This window comes from Gimesia alba (genome assembly GCF_007744675.1).
Taxonomy (GTDB): domain Bacteria; phylum Planctomycetota; class Planctomycetia; order Planctomycetales; family Planctomycetaceae; genus Gimesia; species Gimesia alba.
Window position 1 is genome coordinate 2,684,002 of the sequence record NZ_CP036269.1, and the last position, 26,240, is coordinate 2,710,241.

Genomic DNA, 26,240 nt, shown 5'->3' on the forward strand with positions numbered 1-26,240 from the left:
TGACGATCAGCCGGATACAGTTCATTCTGGGACCGTTTTTATTGGACAATTCTCCTTAACAGAGCAACAGTCAATGCAGCATGAAGTTCAAATCCTGATTGGTACAGCAGGTTCCGGGAAAACGGAACATTTACTGGACCGGTACCGGGGGGCATTGCAGTCAGGGCAGGCTCGGCATTGCCCCGGAACCACGCTCTGGCTTTCACCGACAATCCGCTCGCGACGGCAGATACTGGACCAATTACTCTGTAAAGAGATGCCGGTCTGTTTTGCCCCGAATGTTTTTACGTTTGAAGCGTTTGCCGAGACGATTCTCAAGTCTCTGGATGAACCGATCCAGACCCTCCCCGAGATCTCCAAACGGTATTTGTTGCGGACTATCGTGGATGATTTCATCGCAGCGGGGAAGATTCAGTATTTCAGTTCTATTGCAGGGACGACCGGCTTTCTGGATCTGGTATCCAGTTTCATTTCCGAGTTGAAGCGGGAAGAGATCTGGCCGGAAGAGTTTTCAGAAGCCTGCGGACGACTCAATTCGGATTCGCGGCAGAAGGATCAGGAGCTGGCGCTGATTTATGATCAGTATCAGATTGCGCTGCATGAGATGCGGCGCTATGACTCAGAGGGGCGTTTCTGGTCGGCAAGAACGGCTTTACAGGAGGGCCTGTGGGGGCCCTTTGGACAATTTGATCTGGTTGTTCTGGATGGGTTTGCCGACTTTACACATACACAGTATGAAATTCTGGAACTGCTGGCACGCCGGACAGGCCAACTTTTGATCTCACTCCCTCTGGAAGGTGAGTTGCGACGGAATGATTTGTTTGCGAAATCGGTGGTCGCCAAACGAATTCTGGAATCTCGTTTGCCGGGCACGATCAAAACCGTTTGTTGCACAGCCGATGGTTCTCAAACATCGCGGCGGCAGATCAGCCAGTCCTTGTTTGATAATCCACGTGCGATTCAACCTCTGCCGACCGCCGAGCAAATCAAAGTGCTGGCGGTGGCAGGACAGCGAAACGAAGTCGATGTGCTGGCATCGGAAGTGAAGCAGCTGTTACTGCAAGGGGTTCTGCCAGAAGAGATTACCATCGCGTTCCGTTCCACGCTGGAGTATGGCGACCTGATTGAAGAAACATTGACGGCAGCCGGGATTCCTTATTTTCTCGGTCTGGAGCAGGAATTTTCCCGGTTTCCGGTGGTGCGAGCGATCTTTGCCTTTTTGCAGATCGAAATTGAGAACTGGTCTTTCGACAGCATGATGTCGATTCTGGACTCGAATTATTTTTCACCCGACTGGCCGGAATATCAGGAGGGAGCCGCCGTCCGATGTTTGTCGCGGGTCTTAAGACAGCTCAAGATTGATTCCGGGAAGACGGATCTTCTGAATGCACTGGAAAAAGAAAGTCTGAGAGCTCGCGAATTGTGTACCCGCTATCCGGAGCAGGCTAAGTGGGAATCACTTCGGAGCGAGACGGAAGCCGCGAACCAACTTGCCAGGCGGCTTGCCGATGCGACTCAGCGGTTGAGGGGCAAAGAGCAGTTCGTAACCTGGATTGAAATCTTGATTTCACTGGCGAATGAATTTGGATTGCAGAAGGCATGGCAGGGAGCCGACACCGAACAGGATCAGCTTGATCAGCGGGATCAATTCGTCTGGGAACGGTTTCAGAAACTATTGTTTCATACGGTTTCGCAGATTGAACAGATCGAACAGTTTCATCAACGGGAAGCGGCACCGCTCGATTTAATCGGATTTCGAGGGCTGCTGCTGGACCTGCTCGAACAGCAAACTATCTCACTGAAGCCAGAAGAGACGGGCCGGGTTCGGGTTCTGGATGCCGCTCAATTGAGAAATTTAAGTATTCCCTATTTACTGATCGGTGGTTTAAGCGAAGCCAGTTTTCCCCGGAGCCATCGAGAAGACTGTCTTTACAGTGAAAAAGACCGAGGGGAACTGAATCAGAACGGGCTTTCACTCAAACAACATGCGAATCAGCAGCAGGAAGAAATGCTGCTGTTTTATGAAGTGATGACCCGGTTTTCCAAACAGTTGATTCTGAGCTATCCGGCCATCAGTTCAACAGGGCAGCCTCTATTTCCCAGCCCTTATCTGACCGCCTTGATTGATTTGTTCGAACCGGCGGCTTTATCGGTTCAACAGGTAGGCGAGTTGAATCCGCTGCCACGCCCGGAGCAGACATTATCGAACCGTGATTTACGGGTGCTGTCGACAAATTTGTTAAAGCAGGGGCAGACCGGGATCTTTCTCAACATGTTGAATGACCCTGCGTTGAAACAGACCGCACTCAATATTCTGGCGGCGTCCGAAATGGCAATAGCCCGTTTTGAGTGCGAGGGCTTTACGGAGTATGAAGGCATCCTGGTATCACCTCAAAACAGGCAGGCCATCCATGAACGGTTTCCGCGGGAATATGAATTCAGCACCACACAACTGGAACTGTTTTTAGCCTGTCCCTATCAGTTTTTCACGCAGAGTGTATTGGGAATTGATGTCCCCGAACCACCGGAACTGCGGACGAATCATCTACAGCGCGGTATTCACGTTCACAGTATTCTGACCAAGTTGTATGAACTCCTGATTCAGCAGGGAGCGACAGACCAGTTTTACGCCGCGGATCAGGTGCAAGCTTTATTTCTGGATCTGCTTGACCAGCGGGTTTCGGATGAGCTGGCGGAGACCAAGTTGCAGCAGGTGTTGCTAACGATTGAAAAACAAATTCTGGAAGACTGGGGGGCGTTGTTCGCAGAACAGTCGGAAACATATGGCAGGCTGTTTGATGAACTCTGGGATGATCCTCCGTCGATTGTGGGGCGAGAAGTGCCATTCGGCAGGGTGCCGACAGAACCGGATCCCACACAGACCCACTATGGGCATCTGACTTTGGGGAGTGGAGAACACGAAACCCGCGTTCAAGGCCAGATTGACCGGATTGATGTGGGACGCATGGAAGGAAAAAAATATTTCAACATCATTGATTATAAAACAGGGCGCGCGCTGCCTTCTGCTTCTGAGATTCGTGCGGGGAAAAAAATTCAGCTTGCCTTGTATTTGATCGCTGCCCGGCGACTGGAAATGATTGACATCGATGCAGAGCCGTTTCATCTGGGATACTGGAAAGTTCAGGAGACTGGGTTTGTAATGCCGCTACGATCCCGGAAGAAAATGGTAGAACCGATATCGGGCGAGGACCTGGAATTACTGGAAACCACAATGGAAGGGCTGGTGCCTCATTTAGCACACTTGATTCGCGATGGGATTTTTCCAGTGCAGGTGGATGAGAAAATTGCGCATCTCGATCCGGCATTTCATTCCGTGTGCCGTTTCTCGCAGGTCGAGAGCTACCGAGATTCTCTGGGCAAGCAGATCGATTTATTGCACGGTTCAGAAACTGAAGAGGATCGTTCCGAAGAAGGTTCACCAGAAAAGTAACGTAAATTTATGTCAAACCAACCCACCTATACTGACCAGCAGGCTGCCGCTATTAGCACGCGTGATGTTTCAATTGCGCTGTCTGCGGGAGCCGGTTGTGGAAAAACGTTTGTTCTGACACAACGGTTTCTGAAGCTGATCGAACCGGGCACGCCCACTGATCGGCTCAGTCATATTGTGGCGATTACGTTTACGGAGCGTGCTGCCCGTGAAATGCGGGATCGAATCCGTGAGACCTGTCTCTCGCAACTGCGAAACTGTCCTGAGGACGAAGTGGAACACTGGCAGGCCGTGATTCGTGGTCTGGATTCGGCGCGGATCAGTACGATCCACTCGTTTTGCACTTCGATTTTGCGGACTCACGCCGTGAGCGCCCGGCTGGACCCCCATTTTGGCTTATTAGAACAGGGGACGAGTGACACGTTTCTCAGAAAAGTCGTTCGCGAGGCGGTTCATGACCTTTTAAAGCAGGAAAACGCCGACGGCATGCAGATGGTGTACCGTTATGGTCTGGAAAAAACGTACGAACTTCTGATCACGCTGGTTCCGCAACAGTTTCGAATTGAATTTGAACAGTTCGCCGACATGACGGTCGAACAACTGGCAGGGCGGATGTGCGAATACTGGGAGTCGACCTTTATTCCGTTACAGCTGGCGGAAATTGCGAATGCGGAGAGCACACAGTTTCTGGTGAACCTGATGTCCGCTCATGAGCCGACGCATCCAAAAATGCGAGAACGGTTTCAGGTGCTGCTGGCGCGGCTTCCCGAACTGATTAACGGGTCAGCAAAGCTGCGCGGGGAGTTATTAGAGACCCTGATCAGTCACGCCAAAGTGCAGGGAGCGGGGACCAAAAAAGACTGGGATGACGTGACTGTTTATGAACAGATCAAAGACGGATTTACCACGATACGCGGATCACTGGGAAAAATTTATGAAAGTCTCGCGCCGGATCCGGCTCAGTTTCAAATGGCGGCCGAATACAGTCTGGTTGTTTTAAGAGTCACCGAATTCGTAGCAAAACGTTATCAACAGAGCAAAGCAGAAAAGGGGCTGCTCGATTTTGATGACTTACTGCTACAGACACGGGATCTGTTTCGTCGCGATCCAAACGCTCGCCAGCGGGCGGCTGCCGGGATTGAGTTTTTAATGGTGGATGAGTTTCAGGATACCGACCCGGTGCAGAGCGAAATTGTGCGTTCGCTGTGCGGCAAGGAACTGTTGACTGGCAAGCTCTTTTTAGTGGGTGATGCGAAGCAGTCAATCTATCGTTTCCGCCGCGCTGACCCGGAAGTCTTTCATCAATTGCGGATGGAGATTCCGGAAGCCGGTCGATTGCCACTGAGCACGAATTTTCGCAGTCAGCCGGCGATCCTGAATTTTACGAACTGTCTGTTTTCTTCGGCGATGGAACACTATTACGAACCTTTAATGCCCTTTGATCCGGCACAGCATTCGCCGACTCCGGGGATCGAATTTCTGTTTGCCTCTCCAGATGATCCGGATTTGAAAGGGGCGGATGCGGTGCGGGAGACCGAAGCAGATTGGATTGCGGCTCGGATTCGTCAATTGCTGGAAGATGAAACGCCGCGGATCTGGTCGAAAAATGCGCAGACCGGTGAACGAGAATTGCGGCGGGTCGAGCCGGGGGATATCTGTATTCTGTTTCGCTCTTTATCGAACGTCAGTTTTTATGAAAAAGCGTTACAGCAACGGGACTTGGATTACTATCTGGTTGGCGGGCGTGCCTTTTATGCTCAGCAGGAAATCTATGACTTGAGTAATCTGTGTCAGTATCTGGATAATCCTGATGACGAGTTGAGTCTGCTGGGTGTCTTGCGATCGCCTTTTTTCAGTCTGTCGGACGATACCATTTATTCCATCGTTCGAAATGCGGAGACACTTTCCAGCGCGATGGTCGTGCCGCCATCCGAAGATCTGCAGCCGCGGCAGAAACGCCAGGTTCTGTATGCACAGAGTGTATTGTCCGAGTTGCGTTCAAAGAAAGACCGGCTGTCACTGGTCGAATTGTTGAATCTGGCATTGGAGCGAACCGGTTATGATGCGGCGCTGTTGAATGAGTTTCTGGGCGATCGCAAGATTGCGAACCTGCGCAAGCTGCTTGAGATGGCCCGCAATTTTGAGTCGTCAGGTTTGTTTACTCTGAAGGACTTTGTGCAGCGGATCAGAGATTCGATTCTGGAAGAGAGTAAAGAGGAACTGGCAGCGACGCTACCGGAAACGAGTGATGTGATTCGCCTGATGACGATTCACCAGTCGAAAGGGCTCGAATTTCCGGTTGTGATTGTGGCGGATCTGGATCGGAAATCTCAAGGTGCCTCGAAAGATCCCTTTTTGCATCCCGATTGGGGGGCTTTACTGCCTTTACCTGCAGTGCGGGGGACCGTGCCGGAAAATTATGCCTTCAAAATGCACCGTGTGCTGGAACAGCGGGCCGACGAAGAGGAAACCGTGCGGCTGCTCTACGTCGCGGTCACACGTGCTGCCGACTATCTGATTCTTTCGGCAGGCTTGCCTTACAACCAGACATTTCAGTCGCCGTGGATGAAACTATTGGCACGTCATTTCGAATTGTCCACCGGGACGCCTGCCATTGATCCTTACCTGGGGCAACTTTCACTGGGCGCGATTCCCGCCGATCAGATTCCCGAGATCCGCGTGCATCATCAGAAGCCAACGCCTGTCACAAAGGCTGCGAAGAAACAGAAAGCATTGAAGCCGAGCCAGTTTTTTGAAGCGCTGGAGCAAGGGACGCCGGAAGAATATCCAATGTCATTCGGAACAATTCCGCCTCAACGCGAAGAACGGACGCATGTCAGTGTCTCTTCGCTGGAAGTCATCGACGCAGAATTGCAACAGTTCCCAATTCATTTTCAGGAGCCGTTTACAGGAGGAGCGTCTTTGACGGCCGAAGAAGCGACTCTACTAGGGACATTGACGCATGAAGTCATCGAACGTCTGGATCCAAATCGGCCTGAAGCGGCATCCCGGACTGTGGAATCAGTCCTGTTTGAGGAACCTCAACAGATTCAGGAAAAACTACGGCCTTTGATCACTCAGCATATATCTGCCTGGTATGAATCCAAATTGTGTCAGATGCTGCAATCAGCGCGGGTGCATTATCGAGAGCTCGATTTTCTGTTGCGCTGGCCTGATCCGAATGCGGGAGCTGGCAGTGATTCGATTACGGTTACGGGGACGATTGACGCGGTTTTGCAGACAGCAGAAGGGCGTTGGGTACTATTGGATTACAAAACTGGTCCCCGCCTGGCGCAAATGACAGAAGAACAGCTGATTGAAGAGTATGAATTTCAGTTGGGAGTCTATACACTGGCGGTAGAGCAACTCATTGGAGGCCGACCCGATTCGATTGGTCTGGTTATGGTGCATGATACCGTCCGTTTTGTGGAATTCGATTTGAATCCGACGCGACTTGATGAGATTGCCGGGAGGTTGTCCCAGGCCGTTTCCCAATTGAATCAACCTATGCCAGCGACAGAAAGTCGTTAACCAGTTCCATGTCCAGTGAGTCACATTCCGAGCTAGATTGCTTTCGTCAGCTGCACAACGCTCCTGAAATTTTTGAACTGATCCAACAGCATTCCGGGTCCGAATTCCAGCTACAGAAACAGTTGCGAGAAACCTATTCTCAGGATCTGGTGCGGGCGGCGTTAACGTTATCCGAACTGCGGATACGAGGTCGGGCCAAGTTTTCTAAAGCAGACCAGATGTGGTTTGATCGTAAAAGCCTGGAACAGGCGACTCCCGAACTGGTTTCACAGCATAAAGCGGCGCGCTTTTCCGGAACGGTTTACGATTTTTGTTGTGGCATGGGAGGCGATCTGATCGCCCTGGCAAAACACGCGCGTGTGACGGGCGTGGATCAGGAACCAGTGTTGTGCCAGTTTGCACAATGGAATAGTGAAGTCTACGGCGTGGCGGATTCGGTGAGCGTGTTGAATTCGCGCCTGGAAGAGATTCGAGATCGCGAAGGGCGCTTGCACATCGACCCAGATCGGCGGCCTCATTCCGGAGGAAAAGTGATCCGGATTGAAGACTATCTGCCGGGGTTGGATACCTTGCTGGAGTTAATCGAACAATTTCAAGGCGGTGCGATCAAACTCAGTCCCGCCAGTAATTTTGCCGGAAAGTTTCCCGGCACCGAGGCGGAACTGATCAGTCTGAACGGCGAATGCAAAGAAGCGACGATCTGGTTTGGTGATCTGGCAGGGGACCAGGAATATCGGGCGACAGCTATTTCCAAAACAGGCGAAGTTGACAGTATTGCCGGTCATCCAATGGATGCCTTTGTGGATATCACGGCGCCGGGGGCTTATGTTTATGATCCCGATCCGGCGGTGGTCCGTTCCGGTTTACTCGATGTGGCGGCAGATCAGTATGGAGTGAGTCGTCTGGACCCTGAAGAAGAATATCTGACCTCCGCCGAAGCAGTCGAGTCTCCTTTTTTCAGACGGTTTCGAATTTTGGACGAGTTGCCAAACAATGACCGGGATCTGAAAAAGTATTTCAGGTCCGCTGATTTTGGGCAGCTGGAAATCAAATGTCGGCGGATTCCGGTATCGATTGAAACGCTGCGTCGCAAGCTGTCTTTGAAAGGAGAGGCAGCGGGGGTTTTGATCATTGCCCGGTTGCAGGGTAAATCACGGGCACTGATTTGCGAACGCGAATCGTTCAATAGACCGCATTGATGGCAGGAAACATGGCGCAAAAAAAACGAGAGCCTTTTATCGGCTCTCGTTTCTTTCTTGATTTCATTTAAGCCAGCGGTGGACTTACTGTGCCTGCCGGAACTGGAAGCGGTCCATGGGAATCAGTTGCTGTGGAGCCGATGGTGCATTGTTAAACACAAAGGAGAATGCATAGCAAATCACCATTCCGGAAGACATTTCGCCAACATACAATCCGCCTTCCGCAAACTGAGCACGTCCCTGGGCGGGTAGATTGACATCACCAGGGATGATGACGTAATGCGGTTTCGCAGTGGGATCGACCTGGAAGTCGGCAGCCAGATTTCGAAAATAGGCGTGCGTAAATTTACCCGTTCGCGAGTTCAAAACAGCTCCCTGCAGACGTCCGGTCAGGAAGTCGAGCACAAACACTCCTTCTGCGTTTCCGTTTTTGGTCGGAACGGTTGTAATGGCGAAGCGATCTCCGTCGCGGTCGGTTGCCACTGCGAAGGCTGGTTCGTGTGGCCAGAAGTAGGATACACACATGCCGCAAATGATGCCGACTGTCAGCCACAGAAATCGGCGTTCCCCAATTCGATTTTTCACCACAAATGCCTCCCGGTGTAGTTTGTTTTGAGGTGGAGTGCGTGATTGATCACTCAACCGTAGAACTGAACTCTGAAAATATTGAAACTGGAATAGCTCTCCTGTGAGAGTTGCACTTAACTATTGTACCTAAGAATGAAAATCCTCGCCAGAGTTGTTTGAGGGCAAAACTAGGAAAGTACCCGCCGCTGAAAAGGTCTGATCATCGATCCCAATAATTCCCGTTGGTTGTAATTCCGATCGTGCAAAAGTATGCTGCTTTGTAAGGAACCGTCTTCAGGACTGGTCAGATTCAACATCTCGCTGCTCAACTCTAACTCGTCTCGTGGTACGGGTATAGAATGAATCAACAAGAGGAAGGAAGTCAACAATGGAAACAATGAACGGTCAACTCAATCGTAAATTGCGGATGGCACTGGTAGGTGGGGGACAGGGGTCGTTTATCGGTCGGGTACATTCCATTGCCGCCTGCCTGGATAATCGGGCCGAGCTGGTGGCAGGGGCTCTGTCGTCCAATCCCGAAAAAGCAAAAGCATCAGCGCCCGCTTATGATATCAAACCGGACCGGGCCTATGGTTCTATTGAAGAACTGGTCGAGAAAGAGCTTGCACTTCCTGAAGATCAGCGGATTGATTTTGTCAGCATTGCGACTCCTAACTTTACCCATTTTCCGATTGCCAAAACGGCTGTGGAGGCGGGTTTCAATGTGATCTGTGATAAGCCAATGACCTTTGATCTGGCACAGGCGGAAGAACTGAAAACACTCGTTGAGAAATCAGGCGTGGTGTTTGCGGTCAGCCATAATTATACCGGTTATCCCCTGGTACGGATGGCGCGGGAAATGATTCTGTCGGGGGAACTGGGCGAGATTCAAGCCGTTCGCTCCAATTATATTCAGGGATGGTTACGTTCTCGTCTGGAAGAGGAAGAACAAAAGCAGGCTGCCTGGCGCACCGATCCTGCGAAATCGGGCGCCGCCGGTGCCTTCGGTGATATCGCTACACACGCTTATAACCTGGGCCGATATATGACGGGATTGTTGCCAGAAGAAATTTCATGCAACTTGAAAATTTTCGCCCCCGGTCGCCAGTTGGATGATTACGGTCATGCCGTGATTCGTTTTCAAAACGGAGCATTAGGTACTGTCACCGCCAGCCAGATTTCACACGGCCGTGAAAATGACCTGTTCATCGAGGTCGACGGCACCAAAGGTGCTCTAGCCTGGCGACAGGAAGAACCGAACCAGATGGTGATCCGCCGCAACGGGCAACCACATTCGCTTTACACGCGCGATCCGAATGCGCCGTTCATGAATGAGATGGGGGCAGCTGCCTGCCGATTACCTGCCGGCCATCCGGAAGCGTTCTTTGAAGCGTTTGCCAACATTTACCGTGGGGCTTTTGATGCGATGATCAATCGGATTACCGGACAGCCCTTTGAACCCAAAAACACAATCTACCCGAACGTGTACGATGGGGTGGAAGGGATGTTCTTCATCCAGCAGTCGGTTGCCAGCAGTCATGAAAATGGTGCCTGGCTGCCGTTTCAGTGTGATAGCGCTCGCAGCTAGGATTTGATGAGCTGTTTGATCAAGTCTGATACGTCTGCAATCCGGAAGGATGGATTGTGGTGTTATTTTTACGTACTGAAATAAAGAGAATCGGGAAGTTGGTGTTTCATGAAGAACCTTCCGCTGCATTATCAAATTTTAATTGCTTTGATCGCAGGGACACTTCTCGGTTTTGCTTTTAATCCAGGTGAAATCTCGCTGGAAGATCTGTCGTTGACGATCAAACCGTCAGACGCTGGTTATCAGGTTTCACAGGAAAACGGGGCACAGGACCAGAAAGAGTATCAATTCAAAGACCGCGCGGAATTAGTCAAGCGGTATCCCGAATTGAAAAGCCTGTTTGTCAAAGGAGAGCTTGAGAAACCAGTGACACTGGAAGTCACCGGTCGCTCCATACACATTGTCGATTCATTCAAGAAAGTCGAATTGACTTACACCCGGACTGTGAATGAACAGAGCACAGTGACTTCGTATTCTGCGCCGAGCGGTGAAGCGTTGGTGAAAACTTATCCGCAGTGGAAGGTCGACTATGAGTTGTTCGGGCTCGGTATTTCTCAGACAGTGATGGCGATTTCCAAGTGGGTCGGGGACTTGTTTCTACGACTACTGAAAATGGTGACGATTCCTCTGATTGTGACCTCGTTGATTACCGGCATAGCCAGCCTGGGAAATGCGGCTCGGTTTGGCGCCATGTTTTCACGGACACTGCTGTATTATCTTTCGACCAGCCTGCTGGCGATTTTTACCGGGATTTTTGTTGTGAATCTGATCCGGCCCGGGATTGGGGCCGTGTTGCCGGGTGGTAATGGGTCTCTCTCTTCCGGGCAGGAATCCATCAGTTCCATTTTTCTGGAGATGATTGATCGCCTGGTTCCTACGAACATTATTCACTCGTTAGGTGAAGGGGAATTTCTTTCGATCATTTCATTCAGCATGCTGACCGGAATCTTTATTCTGCTGGTGGGGGGGAAGCATGGCAAAGTCATGACGGACTTTTTCCAGGCCGGTTTTGAAGTCATGATGCGGATGACAATGTTTATCATCAGTCTGGCACCGATTGGCGTGCTGGCGTTTATGGTGTATGCCGTCTCGTCTCAGGGGATTGAAATTTTCAAAATACTGAGCTGGTACATGGCGGCTGTCTTTCTCGCGTTATTGATTCATGCGGTGGTGATTTTACCCTGTCTGCTGAAATTTGTCGCACAACGCTCTCCACTGGAATTTGCCCGTGCCATGAGTCCGGCGTTAATGACGGCTTTTTCAACGGCGTCTTCCAACGGGACGCTGCCTTTGACGATGAGTTGTGTGGAAGAAAATGCGGAGATTTCCAACGAAGTCAGTTCGTTTGTGCTTCCGTTGGGAGCGACGATCAATATGGATGGGACGGCGTTATATGAAGCAGTTGCCGTGCTGTTTATTGCACAAGCCTATACGGGAGAAGTGATGCCGCTTTCCCAGCAGCTTGTGGTGGCGATTACCGCTTTGCTGGCGAGTATTGGTGCTGCCGGCATTCCACATGCGGGTCTGGTGATGATGGCGATTGTCTTGCAGGCAGTGGGGCTACCGCTCGAGGCACAAGGAGTGATCATCGCTGTGGACCGGGTACTGGATATGTGCCGAACGTCTGTGAACGTCTGGAGTGACTCCTGTGGCTGTGCCGTCATTGAACGCTATCGCTAAGCGATTCCGGGCTGTCTGTCTGGTGCCAAGTTCACTGCAAGCTGCTAAAAACCGGAGTTGAGTGAGATTTCCTGAGGGAGAACCGATTCAATCGTCACAACCGGACTCGGGAGTATTTTACCGGCACCTGCCTGTCGATAGGAGAATATAGAGCATTCCGCTCAGTTTCTCGCATATTTTGTATCGGCGCTTCTTGGATCAGGTGACATGGAACAAACAATCACCCCACCTCTGGAATGGGTTCAAACCATTTGTGACCAGTTTACGGAGATCACCGGCTGGCCCTTACGGTTCACTCCCGCCAAGCCGGGAGAGCGAAAATCGCTGGAAGCCGAGCTGTGCCAGAGCGAGAAATACTGCTGGTATGAATCGATCGAAGATGGTAATCGCTGCCTGGGTTATCTTTATCTGTCGCTTCCCGAAGAGACCGCCAATGATCACCTGTTTGTGACGGCGATCAAATTTGCGGAACTGGTGGGCGGTCTGATTTCGCGCATTGAAACCATGAGTTCCTCATTAGAGACGAAGAATAAGGAAGTTTCCACGCTGGTGGATGTCGGCCTGTCTGTGACAAAACAGGAGGCATTACAGGATTCGTTGCAGAAACTTCTGGAAGCGGCTTTGCAACTTACCGGTTTTCGAGCTGCGGGTTTCTTTTTGTTGAATTCCGAATCGAATCAGTTATCACTGCGGGTTCAGTATTGCCTGACTGCATTTGAGATTCCCTTTCATCGCCGAAAATTATCAGAATCTCCCCCTGATCTGGAAGCATTCGCCAAGGATGGGTTGATTATCAATCGCCAGGACACACCAGAACTGGCGCGCTGGTTGCCGGAAGGTTGCCTGACGGGGATCTGTGTTTCGGTGCAGTCTGATTCAGGGCCGTTTGGAACTCTGTGGGCATTCGACCGGCGTGCCCGCCATCTAAATGAGCGAGATGTCCATGTTTTGAAATCCATCGGAGCACAGGTCAGTACGATTCTGGAACGAGCGGTCTTAATTAAAGAGAGCCAGAATCAGCTGCGTCTGAAAAAAGAACTGAAGGTGATCTCGGAATCGTTTCCTGCGGAATTCGCTGAGGAATCGACGCAGGATCGTGAATTTCAGATTGCCGTCCAGTCGATCAGCCATCATGAAGTGGGGGGCGATTTATGCGAATTTATTTCACTGGGTCCGCATGTGACCTGTTTTGCGCTGGGTGATGCATCGGGGGATAGTATTCCTGCTGCCGTCGTGATGGCTTCGGTTCGCGGCGCTTTACGTACGTTGACGGAAGGTCCGATCGAACAGGCGAAAGACACTCGGTTTGTGATTGGGCGGATCAATACTGCCCTGTATCATACGTCCTTGCCTCATCAGTTTATGAGCATGATGTATGGGGTGATCGATACGCAGAACCGGACGTTTACCTATACCAATGCCGGACATCCCGCGCCATTCTGGGTGCATAAGGGGAAGATCACGAGTTTAACTTCGCATGGGATGCTGTTAGGCGTTACCGAATCAAACGAGTATGATTATTCCGTGATTCCCATCTGTACGAATGACATTGTGGTTGGGTTCAGTGATGGCATCAGCGAAGCCATGAGCAGCGAACGCAAAATGTTTCGTTCGGACGGAATTATGAACGTCCTGAAAAATCACACAGAGGATACGGCGGAAGAAGTGATGCAGGGTATCTGGACCAAACTGCAAAAACACCTGGAGGGTGGAAACGACGGGGATGACCGGACGTTGATGGTCCTGAAATTTGCGCGGTGTACCGAGTAAAATTCAACGGACCCTGATTGTCTTCGTTAGCCGACCACTCGAAATCGACGTTGAACATCATCGTTACTCGACGCCTGCTTGCTGTGCCATTCCGGTGGTGCTTCCGCTGTGATTTCGATACTGGAGTCCGTATCGGGCGTCTGCGACAATTTCAGTTCCGGTTTGGTGGTGGCGACCAATTCCGTTCGACTCGGTTTGAGTGCCGGTTGTTGAATCCAGCGGTTGAGACGTAAGACCTGTGAACGGGGCGCTGTGACAGGAAAATGAGAGCAGCGGTAGCTTTTCTGATCCTGATTTTTCCAGATGCTGGCAAACTCCGGTCCGAGCAATGACAGATTCAGCGATGGCTCTCCATCGAGAATGGATTGCTGAATCATATGGGCGATGAGTGCGGTGATCACTTCCGGGGACGCATTTTTCTGGCGGCCTAATGCGAGGTAATCGGTACCGTGGGCGTGCTGGAGTCCGTAAGCACAAGCAACCAGAGTGTGGTTGATAAACAGGGCATCAATGCGCGCGAGCCCCGCGCGAACAGCAGGCCCGTGCAGATCGCGGAGAAAGGCTAGTTTTCTGCTGTTGGAAAACGAACCGCCGGCGATGGTGGTCTGGTTTCCAAATGAAAATTCCATCTGTTCAAATTCGGTCCAGAGATCCCAGCGGGGATTCCAGCCGGGAGCGAGTGGATCTTCCAGTTGCGAGCGATAAAAGGCAACGCGTCCTGTTTTTGAAATGGATTGCTCTGCAGAAAAGATCTGTTGTTGTGTGTCTGTTGAACGACTGGAGAGATAGGAAGTCCAGTCTGTCTCCTGGGTGTTTACAAGAGGCAACTGTTGCCAGACGGCCTGGCTTCCCTGAAAACCGACCGACTTGAATGCGTTCGCGGTTCGTTTGCGATCGAGACCATCCTGATCAATATATCGCAGGTCAATCAGATCCCAGTCACGCTTGGAATTGCGAAGGTGCCGCATGGCGGTGACCATGGTGGCGGCCGGATTCTGACCGATCTGGCTGAAGAATGCGCCCCAGCCATCAAGTGGATAGGTCAGGACGCGCATCGTTCCCATTTTTGTAGGAACCGGTTTCACAACCAGAGGCACAATGCCGATGACTTTATTTCCCAGTGTCACCATCAGCGTGCGCAGTTTGAGCCCTTCGCCGAAATGTTCCCAGTACTGTTCCAGAAACTCAGGGGAATGCGCAAACGTGACCCCTTTGGTTTTGCCGAGCAGGGAGCGCCAAGCCAGCCGAAAATTATCGATTCGATCGATGTCGTTGATTTCCGCAACTGTGATCATGGTTGGCTCCGGTACTGGCTGAGAAGAAGCGAATGTTACATCATTCTTAAAGTCACTTTAAATAGAATCGCAACAATCATGCCACTTTCCCGGTAGAGACAGACGGCTTCTGTGATTTCCTCTCGGAACCCGTCGTTGGCACAGAATGCACTGATAACGCGTTGGGAATATTCCGGTTATCCTTGGCGCGTCGACTTTAACCATAACCAGAGAGTCGGTAATGGATGCTGACGACACGCTGGCGCGCTAGATTGACGTTGCTTTTTCTCAACGTGATTCGAGCTTGTGTTGAGAAAAAACAACGTGCTCTCTGAGCAGAGAATCAGCTTCCCAGTTTTTTGAGTGCTGCTTCAGCTGCTTTTTTGACGCGTGGATCTTTATCTTTCAAGCCTTGTTCCAGAGCCTGTTTGATTTCAGGAGTGTTGATGCCGAAGTCACCGAGGCTGATTGCAGCTTCCAGGCGGGCATCTGGATTTTGATGATCCGTGATGACTTTCGCCATACTGGGGGCAGCTTTCTGTGCTCTTTGTGGTGTCGGGTCAATCTTAGCCAGTGCCCAGAGGGTGACCGTATTTTCCATTCCATTATGTGCAGAGAGTTCTTTTTCGAGGGAAGGAATTGCCGATTTTGATGCGGCACCAAATCGGGCCAGAGCATAAGTGGCAATCATCCGCAGCTCGCGATCTCCGGAAGAAAGGTAGGGGGTGATCAGCGGTACGGCAGAGGCAGCAGCCTTTGGCCCAATCTCTGCCAGTGCAGAGATCAGTTCCATAGTCACGCGTGGGTTTTCTTCTTTCTTGAGGGCTTCGGTGAGAGCCGCGACGGCTGGTTCACCCAGGGGGCCTGTCAGAGAAATGGCGTTTGCTGCTTCGCGACGGACCAGTGGGTTTTCGTCGGAGAGGACTTTAATCAAACCAGGCAGGGCCGCTTTGACGGTTTCGGGATCTGTGGGATTATCACGGACGAGTGCCCAGGCGCAAACCAGACGGAAGCGTTCGTCTTCATCGGAAGCGGATGCATATTGTTTAATCAGTGGTAATGCTTTTTTGCTACCGATTTTGGAAAGCGCATAGACGGCTGCATTTCTGGTTTTACCGGTTGACGTTTTGAGAATGTCGAGCAACTGCGGTTCCACCTGAATCGCGGCGGGACCCATTTCTCCCAAGCTGGTAATTGCTGTCTGGCTGACATCCGGATCAGGTGAATTGATGAGCTTGACCAATTCCGGAATCGATGATTTCGCAGAGGCACCGATTTCACCCAGAACATGGACAGCAAGCAATTTCAAAGGCGAGTCTTTGGCCAGCATTTCATTTAAAGCAGGGACGGATGCTTCGCCGATCGAAGACAGGGCAGACGCGCTGGTCAGGGTTAACGCAACAGGACCTGCCTGCATTGCCGATGCGAGTTGCGGGACAGCACTGGCCGCATCAGGTCCGATGTCTCCCAGAGAAGCGGCAGCATCGAGTTTCACACTCAACTCTGAGTCAGAGAGGAGTTTGGTTAGTTCGGGAACAGCAGACTTTGCTGCGGCACCAAACTCTCCCAACGCGATTGCCGCATTGGCACGCACTTCCGGTGACGCATTTGACAGTAATGCGGTCAATGCGGGAACGACCTCTTTGGGACTGGCGTTGATGGTTCCCAGAGCGTGAGCCGCCCGCCAGACGAGATTGGGATCATCTACCTTTTTCACGATTTTGAGCAGAGTGGGAATTGCTGATTCGCCTTGCGATCCCATCTGAGCGATCACATCACAGATTTTTTCGCATTCCGTGTGATGATCTGCGGCGTGTTCTTTTTTCAATGTTTCCAATAACGGTTTGACGGCTGGTTCGCCAATTTCTGCAAGCCCGGTAGCGGCATCAGAACGGACTTCATTCATAGAGACATCCAGACCGTCCAGTAAAACTTTGATCGCCTGCTTTAAGTTTTCCTTGTTGTCCGGATCAATAGAGGCAACTGCGCGGGCGGCAGCGACATTCAAATAGGTGTTATTGCTTTCCATCAGGGGGACGATTTGTTTGATCGCCGGTTTCGAAGCGGGACCGATCTGTCTTAATGCCTGCAATGTATTGTATTTGAGAATGATTGAGTAGCTTCGCAGAATTTTTGTTAATTCTGGTACCGCTGCCGCTGAATCGGGGCCAATTTTTCCCAAAGCGATGATGGCTTCACTGCGTGATGCGACAGACCCCGTTTTGACCACCTGGATCAATGCCGGAACTGCAGATTTCGCATTGGACCCGAGTTCCCCAAGTTGATGCGCGGCGAGTGCCTGCTGATCTTCGTTCTCACCCTTCAGTTGAAGAATCAGGGAATCAATGTCAGGAGATTGTGCAAAGAGATTTTCAGTCGCAAAGAGACAAAGCGACAAAAAAAGACCTGCTGTGATTAACTGACGCATGGGCATGTTTCCTGCTGATCATCGTTGAGAATGCCAAATTTTCTGAAAGGTAAAGAATTCATGATCCCTTCAGATTTAAAGACTGGCGAAATAGAGACGAGAACATTAAACTATGTTATTATAGATATCATGAATGGTATCAAAAAATCAAGTAATTCCACTCGGATTCATCAGGAAATCACATAAGCCTTTCCCAAGCGAAGTGCGAAACTCAGTGGCGGGGCTTAGCATTCAATTTACGTTTAGAGGTAAAGAGATGAAAACAGTAATGCGCAAAGCGACCTTGCCAGGATTGTGTTTGATAGTACTGTTTTCCGCGGTGCATCTGCTGCCGGCGGGTCCCTGGTATTCGGGAAGTAATATTCACTACTGGCCGGGGCGTTACAGCCCTGCGATTTTCACTCCCTGGTATGGCGGTGGGTATTACACTGGCAACTGGGGTGGGTGGGGCGATACCCGTTCCGCTCTGATTCGTGCACAGGGACAGGCCATGGTGGATCGTTCCAGGTCAATGGTCAATTATGAAGAGGCTCGCGCCAAGTATCTCGATAACCAGAAGAAGCTGGCGGAGACTTATGTCGAACGACAAAAGGCACAGCGGGCTTACAATCAGGAACGTGCTGCGATGGAAAAAGAGCAAGCAGCACAGCGAGAAGCAGAACGTGAAAAGCGGGTTGCTGAAAATAAGAAACGTAGAGAGAGCGGGAGTAGTGTCTACTTTGAAGCCGGCTTTACTCAAAGTGATGTCAAGTTAAGTGCCAGCCAGCTTAACCCGGCAACCGGGAAAATTTCCTGGCCCGAGTCTTTGATGGGATCGGAATATGAAGCCTCGCGTGAAAAAATGCAGAAACTGTTTTCTCTGCGCGATTCGACAGGCGCCACTTCTGATATTTCACAGCAGATTTATGCGGAAGCGCAGAAGATGAAAAATCAACTGCGTGGCCAGATTCGGGATATGCTCCCCAATGACTATCTGGCAGCACGTCGTTTCATCGAAGGTCTGGCCAACATGGGCAAGACTGCATAACGCAAGCTGATAAAGAAACACTTTCGCATGGCTCTTATGTTGACTCTCCAGCAAACGCTCACGGTTCCACTTGAAGTGAGTTCGGTGAATCATGCCTCTGTGAGTGGACAATCAGTCGATCAAGTTCGTAGTCTGCCTGTCTTGCAGGGTAGTCGCAGGCTGACGGTTGGCGATTTTTTTGACGTGCAACAAACTTCGAGCGACGAAGATTTAGTAGTCTGGTCGGGCGATTGTTCTCGTGTGAAATATATCGGTGCCGGTTTGAACGAGGGACGGATTCGCGTGGAGGGCAACGCGGGAATGCATTTGGGCGCTGAAATGACGGGTGGCGAAATTCTGGTGGAAGGCAATGCTGCCGATTCGATTGCGACTGAAATGAAGGGGGGCACACTCTGCATCAAAGGCAACGCCGGCGATCTGGTGGGCGCTGCCTATCCCGGAAGTAAGCGGGGCATGAACGGCGGGACGATTCTGGTTCACGGGAATATCGGCAATGAAGCGGGCCACCGCATGCGTCGCGGCACGATTGTGATTGGAGGCACCACGGGAGAAGCGACTGGCTTTGACATGATTGCCGGTTCGATTTTCTCATTCGGTAAAATGGGCAGACGATTGGGAGCCGGCATGCGGCGTGGTACGATTGGTCTGTTTGGAGAACCGGGTGAACCGGAACTGTTGCCGACGTTTAAATATTCGTGTGTGTATCGTCCCACGTGGCTTTCTTTTTTTCTGAGAGAGTTGAGATTGGCTGGGTTCCCGGTTCCCGATGATTGTTTTGAGAGCGAGTACCGACGATACTGTGGAGATTTTCTGGCTCTTGGCAAGGGGGAGATTCTGGTTCGCCAGTGATGAGTGCCGTTTCTTTTGACACCCGCGTTCCTTTTGCTCATGTCTACACAACGTAATATTGCCGACCGGCTTCATCAGTCAGCTCAGGCCTGGCCTTTCCAAAAAGCGGTTGTCTTCCCGGCAGGAAAAGACAAACAGGGGCGTTATGCTTACAGCAGTATGACGTTTCAACAGCTTGATCAGGAGAGTGATCGGCTGGCCCGCGGCTTGATTCAGCTCGGTGTGCAACCTGGAACGCGGATGGCATTGATGGTGCGCCCCAGCCTGGAATTCATTGCACTCACATTTGCGTTATTCAAAGCAGGCGCTGTGATTATTCTGATCGATCCCGGCATGGGCGGTAAGAATATCATTCGCTGTTTATCCGAAGTCGAACCTGAGGGGTTCGTGGCGATCCCACTGGCGCAGCTGATTCGCAAACTGAAACGACGCTCGTTTCCTGAAGCCCGTTTGAATGTGACTGTGGGCAAACCGGTTTTGACATCGGGCATTGACTATCAATGGTTACTCGGCGGAGACTGGGAACCGCTCGAAATGGTTCAGCGGACGGCGACCGACCCGGCGGCGATTATCTTTACCAGTGGGAGTACCGGACCGCCCAAAGGGGTGGCGTACGAACATGGGATGTTCTGGTCTCAGGTCGATCTGTTACGCGATTATTATCAGATTCAACCGGGCGAAGTTGATCTGCCGGGCTTCCCCTTGTTTGCATTATTCAATTCGGCAATGGGGGTCACAACAGTGGTTCCCGATATGAATCCGACGAAGCCAGCGCAGGTGAATCCAGAGAAAATCATTCGGCAGATTAATGATCAAGGGGTGACGCAGGCCTTTGGTTCGCCGGCAATGTGGAATCGGATCGGCCGTTACTGTGAGCAGCATCAGATACAACTGCCTTCGTTAAAACGAGTCCTGTCGGCGGGGGCGCCTGTTCCCGTGCATGTGATCGAACGCATGCGGAAGACGTTTGTGAATTCGGAAACCGATATCAATACACCTTATGGCGCTACTGAATCGCTGCCCGTCGCTTCGATTTGCGGGCGTGAAGTATTGGAGGAGACTTCAGCTCAGACCGCCTCCGGTGCCGGGACCTGTGTGGGAACTCCTTTTCCAGGCGTGCAGGTGAAAATTATTGAAATTCACAATGAACCAATCGCCTCTATCGAGCAGGCAAGGGAACTCGCACCAGGTGAGATTGGAGAAATCATCGTGCAGGGGCCGATGGCGACGCGCGAATATTTTCAACGACCTGAGGCAACACAACTGGCGAAGATCCCGGATGGTGCGCGATTTTGGCATCGGATGGGAGATGTCGGCTATCGTGATGCAGCGGGCAAGCTCTGGTTCTGTGGACGCAAAGCACATATGGTCCATGGTGCAAACGGGCCGATGTTTACGGTTTGCTGTGAAGCGATTTTTAATCAGCATCCGCACATTTATCGCAGTGCCCTGGTGGGAGTCGGCGCAGCAGGGGCACAGAAGCCGGTGATCATAGTGGAACCGGAGCAGGGGGACTTCCCGGAAAGCCAGTCCGCCCGCGATCAACTGACACAGGAACTACTGGCGTTAGGGCAGGCTAATCCCTTGACCGAGTCGATTGAAACCATTTTATTTCATCATTCGTTGCCTGTAGATATTCGGCATAATGTAAAAATCTTCCGTGAAAAACTGGCACCCTGGGCAGAGAAACAGATTCGATGAACGTACTCGTTACCGGGGGAGGCGGCTTCCTTGGTCTGTATATTGTAGAACAACTGGTTGAAGCGGGCGAGACGGTTCGCGTCTTCTGCCGTGGTGAGTATCCGCGTCTGAAAGAATTGAACGTGGAAACGTTCCAGGGAGATATTCGTGATGCGGACGCTATTATGCGAGCCTGTGAGGGGATCGATACGGTTTATCATACCGCAGCGGTCTCTGGTATCTGGGGGCCGTGGGATTATTTCTACAGCATCAATACGCAGGGGACATTAAATGTTCTCGAAGCCTGCCAGAAACAGGGCGTGACTCGCTTGGTTTACACGAGTTCGCCGAGCGTGGTATATGATGGGTCCGCGCATGAGAACGGGACGGAAAAGTTGCCGTACAGCGAGCAGTTTCTCTGTCACTATCCGCATACCAAGATGCTTGCAGAAAAAGCGGTCTTGGCCGCCAATGGAGAAAAAGGACTGGCGACGGTGGCACTCCGGCCACATTTAATCTGGGGGCCGCGTGATAATCATTTGATTCCCCGGTTAATTCAACGCGCCAAATCCGGTCGCTTGCGACAGGTGGGAGACGGGACCAATCTGATTTCGATGAGTTATGTTGAGAACGCCGCCGCCGCGCATTTGCAGGCAGCCGCCCGGTTGTTCGCTGATTCTCCTGTAGGAGGGCAGGCTTATTTTATCAATGAGCCGGAACCGGTTTTAATGTGGGAATGGATCAATCAGTTGCTGAGTCTGGCGGGATTGCCGCCGGTGCAAAAACAGATTTCCGTGAAAGCAGCCAAGCGGATTGGTGGCGTTCTGGAGTTTGTCTACCGCATGCTGCATCTGCCTGGTGAACCACCGATGACGCGTTTTCTGGCATCACAATTGAGCAGTTCGCATTATTACGACATCAGTCGCGCCCGGCATGATTTTGGTTATCAGCCCCTTGTCGATTTTGCAGAAGCGATGCGGCGTATGGAGCCGGAATTGAAGCGTCTCGCTGCACAATAGTTCTGGAAGATTTCCCTCACAAATGCTTTTAAGAAATTGGACACAAAGGTGGGAATCTCTCTTGGTGAAAATGCTGATAGAGATTAAACTTGCGTCGAATTGCACTGATCAGTGGCCTTTCTGAATCCCAGCGCGCTCAGGATGTCGAAGGTCTCATTAATTTCAATAACGTGAATGGAGTGGCAAAATGGAGTCGTTTGATCTGTCAGAGCATGGAATCAATGTGGACTGGGTGATGCGGAATCCCGATCCCTCGATGCTGTATGAAGAAGCAATTCGTTTTGAGCCTGGTGCTTCCATTTCGGATACAGGAGCTTTGATTGCTTACTCTGGCGAAAAGACAGGCCGCTCTCCCAAAGATAAACGCGTCGTCAAACATAAAAGTTCGGAAGAAGATATCTGGTGGGGTGATGTGAATTACCCCCTTGATCAGCATGCCTTTTACTGCAATCGGGAACGGGCCACCGATTATCTGAATATCTGCCCGCACCTGTATGTGATCGATGCCTTCGCCGGCTGGGACCCGGAATATCAGATTAAGGTGCGTGTGATCTGCTCGCGTCCCTATCACGCGTTATTTATGCATAACATGTTGATTCGTCCGACGGAAGAACAACTGAAAGATTTCGGCAAACCGGACTATGTGATTTATAACGCCGGCACTTTCCCCGCCAACCGTTTCACGACCGGCATGACGTCCAAAACCAGCGTGGACTTGAGCATTGAAGACGGCGAGATTGTCATTCTCGGAACCGAATACGCGGGAGAAATGAAGAAGGGTATTTTCACAGTGATGAATTACCTGATGCCCAAACGCGGGATTCTATCGATGCACTGTTCGGCGACAGCCGATAAGCAGACGGGGCGTTCTTCGGTTTTGTTTGGTCTGTCAGGAACAGGGAAAACAACGCTCTCAGCCGATCCCAAGCGGTATCTGATTGGCGACGATGAACATTGCTGGACCGATAATGGCGTATTTAATATTGAAGGGGGCTGTTACGCGAAAGCCATTTATCTTTCTCGAGAAAACGAGCCGGAAATCTTTCAGGCGCTGCGTTACGGTTCGGTATTGGAAAACGTGGTGTATGATGAAGCGCGTCATCACGTCGATTTCAACGATACCAGCTTCACACAGAATACACGTGGTGCGTATCCGATTGAGTATATGCCCAGTGCCAAAATTCCCTGTGTTTCCGACCATCCCACTGATGTGATTTTCCTGACTTGTGATGCGTTTGGTGTTTTGCCTCCTGTCAGCAAGCTGACACCCGAGCAGGCCATGTATCACTTTATCAGCGGTTACACGGCGAAGGTCGCGGGCACGGAAGTCGGCGTGAATGAGCCCGAGGCGACATTTTCCCCTTGTTTCGGTGGGCCGTTCCTGGTCTGGCATCCGGGGAAATATGCGGATCTGCTGGCAGAGAAAATCACGAAGTACAACGCGAATGTCTGGCTGGTCAATACCGGTTGGAATGGCGGTGCGTACGGCGTGGGGAATCGAATCAGCCTGCAGCATACACGGGCGATTATCGACGCCATTCATTCGGGAACGCTGAATCACGCCCCCACCGAAATCGACCCGATTTTCGGAACGGCGACTGTGACGAAGTGTCCCGACGTGGATGACAAGATGCTCGTGCCTCATAATTCCTGGGCCGATCAAAGTGCTTACAAAGCGACCGCAATTAAACTGGCCACCGCTTTTAATGAGAACTTCATGAAATACGCGTCCGGTGTTTCAGAAGAAGTACTCGCTGCAGCGCCGCGGGTGTAGTTTATTTGTCTTCAGCTCTGCAGAGCTGGTCAACGCGTTTGAGCAGGGTGGGGATGCGGAACTCGCCGTGCATGGCGGTGATTTTGCGTTTTGCCTCTGTGAGCGGAATGCCGAGGGACGTGACGTAGAGTGGATTCTGGCTTGTTCCCCGATAGATGCAGGTCTCATCGGGGGTATTCGCGAAACGGGATTTGGCGACACCGATGACGGGAATTTGCTCATTCAGTTGATGATAGAGGTGCGCTCCTAGGCCGGGGCTCTGGTCCTGTCCCAGCGTCACAAAGCCGTCGATGACGATGACATCCAGGGGACGGTCAATGTCGTGAATCAGATCCAGGAGGCAGGGGAGTTCGCGTTTGAAAAAACTACCGGGCTCGTAGGGAGCGACCTGGGGAATCTGTTTTACCAGTGTTGTTTCGAGGCAATCCGATTCCCATTCCTGAAACAGAATGCCTGCTACTTTCGCGGAATCATCATCACGGTAATGTACGTCTAGAACCAGATTCAAAATAAACTACTTTCTTTAACAGTTTAATAAGTGTGCCTCGATTGGAATTACAAAATCGTACCTGCCATTCAGGAAAAATTTCCGTTAGGATCATTATAAAATCAGTCTATAAAAATCCTATCGTCGTCAGGGAGTTCGTATGTGGAATGCATCTTCCGAGCCAGTTTCAGGCCAGCCTGTGGTCAGATTCACCGTCAAGAATGATACTGAACTGGTCACGTATGCGGACGTTCTCAATCTCTGGCAGCAGGACACGGAATTTAGTGCCTGGTTCGTCTCTGTGTTAGCTGACGCTCCTTTTTCTGCATTTCGCTGGGAGACGCCACCTGTCTCGACGAAAACAATTGACAGACCCTTTGAGTTCGTGTTGATTGACAGCCCGGGGCTGGCAGAATATCCGGACGACAAGACATTCGCGGCGCATTTTCTGGATGATACAGGGACTGGGGTCGTTGTCTTTCCGAATCTGAGAAAGGATGCAATTCTGGTGGTTCCGTCCCCCCAAGACGCGGCGGCGGACTACGGACATCTGGCGGCATTTGTACGCGAGGCCCCCAAGCTTCAGAAAAGGGAGTTGTGGAAAGCCGTTAGTACGGCCATGCAGCAGCGGCTCAGTTCGAAGCCAGTCTGGCTGAGCACCGCAGGAGCCGGTGTCTCCTGGCTGCATGTACGGCTCGATGATCGTCCGAAGTATTATCATTATCAACCGTATCGAGCGATGGAGTAATCGGTCTGATCAGTCAATTAAAACGTGTTCACAAGTGATGTCAGTGCCTGTCGAATATCGTCGAGACTACCGACGGCGACGAAGACGCGAAAGGAATATTTGTCTGCGGGGATGCCCTGTTTGTTGCGCACACGAAAGACGCAGTTCCACTTGACGACTTTCGCAGCCGGAAAACGGAAGCGGCCGTAGCCAGCGTGTTCAAAGCCGGGAGATGGTTGTTCGGGAGAATAGACGCCCATTGCGTAGTTGCCGTCTTTGGTGCTCAGGATCACTGGCAGATTTTGTTCGCCCGGTCCGTCGTCGATGGATTTCAATTTGCCGGTTTTCGGATTCAAACTCCAAAACGTTTCAAACTCGGCAGGCATATAACCGGTGAGTGCTTCGAACTGGGCGTAGGTGTGTTGCTCGTCTGGGGGAACAGTAAACGTGGTTTTATACTCGATGATGTTATCGTGATTTTGATAACCGATACGTACGTGTTTGGAAATCAAATGATCCGAGAGGACTTTTTCATTCAGTGCGGGCCTGCCAGATGAGTTCTGACCGGGGGCTAACCAGAACGCCATGCGGGTTGTTGTTTGCAATTCATTTCCAGCTGCGTGAAGTGAAAGCAGTTTGCTGGACGAAGTGGGTCCTGCGCCGTCAGAGCGAGAGCCGGCTTCGGTCGGGTTAAAGCGTTCAGCCCAGAATTCGCCGGGCAGGCTGCAGTCGAAACTGGCGGCGGACTGCAGTTGCCGACCGTGGTCGAAACTGTCGATGAATTCTTTTCCGTTCCAGGTGAGAGAGTGAATGGCGCCCGCCAGCCGATTTGTGGTGGTGATGACGATTTCAGAATCGCCCGCTTTGCCGCGGATCGTTGCATCACCGTCAGGGGGAGTGCTCGCAAATAAGGAGAACGCGAATCCGGCAGGACTGAAGCAAACGAGTAAGGCTATTACAATCTGTTTTGGCATAAGCGGTTTTTCTTAAATGCGGTGGCTTTAAAACTGTTTAGGGAGCTGGTCGTCAAACGCATCGTATGTTTCATCTCTCGAACATCTTTGGTACCGCATTATTCGCGACTCCTTATCTGGTTCATGTTAAAATTTCTTAACATGTTTTGTCGACAATCAAAGTCAATTTTAAGTTCAACAGACATCATGCTCGAAAAAGTGATGATTTCCTATTT

The 26,240-nt window shown here is 51.3% G+C and carries 17 protein-coding genes; 12 read left to right on the top strand and 5 right to left on the bottom strand.

What is annotated here, in order from left to right; all coding sequences use genetic code 11:
• The first annotated feature begins 73 nt into the window (after positions 1 to 73).
• The 3 genes from Pan241w_RS09975 to Pan241w_RS09985 are packed head-to-tail and all read left to right on the top strand — an operon-like array spanning position 74 to position 8,181.
• Complete coding sequence (locus Pan241w_RS09975; RefSeq protein WP_145214508.1) at positions 74 to 3,451, top strand: PD-(D/E)XK nuclease family protein; 3,378 nt, start codon at positions 74 to 76, stop codon at positions 3,449 to 3,451.
• Between the two features lie 9 nt (positions 3,452 to 3,460).
• On the top strand, positions 3,461 to 6,982 hold the full coding sequence (locus Pan241w_RS09980) for a UvrD-helicase domain-containing protein (protein WP_145214511.1): 3,522 nt from the start codon (positions 3,461 to 3,463) through the stop codon (positions 6,980 to 6,982).
• An 8-nt stretch (positions 6,983 to 6,990) separates the two neighbouring features.
• On the top strand, positions 6,991 to 8,181 hold the full coding sequence (locus Pan241w_RS09985) for a class I SAM-dependent methyltransferase (RefSeq protein ID WP_145214514.1): 1,191 nt from the start codon (positions 6,991 to 6,993) through the stop codon (positions 8,179 to 8,181).
• An 84-nt stretch (positions 8,182 to 8,265) separates the two neighbouring features.
• On the opposite strand, the gene Pan241w_RS09990 is transcribed toward Pan241w_RS09985, so the two are convergent.
• Positions 8,266 to 8,766, bottom strand: a complete 501-nt coding sequence (locus Pan241w_RS09990) for a hypothetical protein (RefSeq protein WP_145214517.1) — start codon at positions 8,764 to 8,766, stop codon at positions 8,266 to 8,268.
• A gap of 370 nt (positions 8,767 to 9,136) precedes the next feature.
• Here Pan241w_RS09990 and Pan241w_RS09995 point away from each other — a divergent pair, with 370 nt between their 5' ends.
• The 3 genes from Pan241w_RS09995 to Pan241w_RS10005 all read left to right on the top strand — a co-directional run bounded on the left by Pan241w_RS09995 (position 9,137) and on the right by Pan241w_RS10005 (position 13,786).
• Positions 9,137 to 10,336, top strand: coding sequence for a Gfo/Idh/MocA family protein (locus Pan241w_RS09995; RefSeq protein ID WP_198000444.1), 1,200 nt, complete (start codon positions 9,137 to 9,139; stop codon positions 10,334 to 10,336).
• A 108-nt stretch (positions 10,337 to 10,444) separates the two neighbouring features.
• Positions 10,445 to 12,016: a dicarboxylate/amino acid:cation symporter gene (locus Pan241w_RS10000; protein WP_145214519.1), complete on the top strand. Its 1,572-nt coding sequence runs from the start codon at positions 10,445 to 10,447 to the stop codon at positions 12,014 to 12,016.
• A gap of 207 nt (positions 12,017 to 12,223) precedes the next feature.
• Positions 12,224 to 13,786 (top strand): PP2C family protein-serine/threonine phosphatase, encoded by a 1,563-nt coding sequence (locus Pan241w_RS10005; protein WP_145214522.1) that lies wholly within the window; start codon positions 12,224 to 12,226, stop codon positions 13,784 to 13,786.
• Positions 13,787 to 13,812: 26 nt separating this feature from the next.
• Here Pan241w_RS10005 and Pan241w_RS10010 read toward each other — a convergent pair whose 3' ends face one another.
• Positions 13,813 to 15,081, bottom strand: a complete 1,269-nt coding sequence (locus Pan241w_RS10010; RefSeq protein ID WP_145214525.1) for a GNAT family N-acetyltransferase — start codon at positions 15,079 to 15,081, stop codon at positions 13,813 to 13,815.
• A gap of 322 nt (positions 15,082 to 15,403) precedes the next feature.
• Positions 15,404 to 17,488 (bottom strand): HEAT repeat domain-containing protein, encoded by a 2,085-nt coding sequence (locus Pan241w_RS10015; protein ID WP_198000445.1) that lies wholly within the window; start codon positions 17,486 to 17,488, stop codon positions 15,404 to 15,406.
• A gap of 256 nt (positions 17,489 to 17,744) precedes the next feature.
• Between Pan241w_RS10015 and Pan241w_RS10020 the strand changes: the two genes are divergently transcribed.
• From Pan241w_RS10020 to pckA, 5 genes are all read left to right on the top strand, one after another.
• On the top strand, positions 17,745 to 18,515 hold the full coding sequence (locus tag Pan241w_RS10020) for a hypothetical protein (protein WP_145214530.1): 771 nt from the start codon (positions 17,745 to 17,747) through the stop codon (positions 18,513 to 18,515).
• Positions 18,516 to 18,542: 27 nt separating this feature from the next.
• On the top strand, positions 18,543 to 19,364 hold the full coding sequence (locus Pan241w_RS10025; protein WP_145214533.1) for a formylmethanofuran dehydrogenase subunit C: 822 nt from the start codon (positions 18,543 to 18,545) through the stop codon (positions 19,362 to 19,364).
• 39 nt (positions 19,365 to 19,403) lie between these two features.
• Positions 19,404 to 21,065 carry a fatty acid CoA ligase family protein gene (locus Pan241w_RS10030; protein WP_145214536.1) on the top strand — a complete coding sequence of 554 codons (1,662 nt, stop codon included), beginning with the start codon at positions 19,404 to 19,406 and terminating at the stop codon, positions 21,063 to 21,065.
• Positions 21,062 to 22,063, top strand: coding sequence for an NAD-dependent epimerase/dehydratase family protein (locus Pan241w_RS10035; RefSeq protein WP_145214538.1), 1,002 nt, complete (start codon positions 21,062 to 21,064; stop codon positions 22,061 to 22,063). The genes Pan241w_RS10030 and Pan241w_RS10035 overlap by 4 nt, the downstream gene beginning before the upstream one ends.
• A gap of 187 nt (positions 22,064 to 22,250) precedes the next feature.
• Positions 22,251 to 23,837 carry a phosphoenolpyruvate carboxykinase (ATP) gene (pckA, locus tag Pan241w_RS10040; protein ID WP_145214541.1) on the top strand — a complete coding sequence of 529 codons (1,587 nt, stop codon included), beginning with the start codon at positions 22,251 to 22,253 and terminating at the stop codon, positions 23,835 to 23,837.
• A 1-nt stretch (position 23,838) separates the two neighbouring features.
• Here pckA and Pan241w_RS10045 read toward each other — a convergent pair whose 3' ends face one another.
• Positions 23,839 to 24,345 (bottom strand): endonuclease V, encoded by a 507-nt coding sequence (locus tag Pan241w_RS10045; RefSeq protein ID WP_145214544.1) that lies wholly within the window; start codon positions 24,343 to 24,345, stop codon positions 23,839 to 23,841.
• Between the two features lie 139 nt (positions 24,346 to 24,484).
• On the opposite strand from Pan241w_RS10045, the gene Pan241w_RS10050 reads away from it, so the two are divergent.
• Positions 24,485 to 25,072 (top strand): DUF6940 family protein, encoded by a 588-nt coding sequence (locus tag Pan241w_RS10050; protein ID WP_145214547.1) that lies wholly within the window; start codon positions 24,485 to 24,487, stop codon positions 25,070 to 25,072.
• A gap of 17 nt (positions 25,073 to 25,089) precedes the next feature.
• Here the strand turns inward: Pan241w_RS10050 and Pan241w_RS10055 are convergent, their stop codons facing one another.
• On the bottom strand, positions 25,090 to 26,025 hold the full coding sequence (locus tag Pan241w_RS10055) for a hypothetical protein (protein ID WP_145214550.1): 936 nt from the start codon (positions 26,023 to 26,025) through the stop codon (positions 25,090 to 25,092).
• Positions 26,026 to 26,240: the final 215 nt, after the last annotated feature.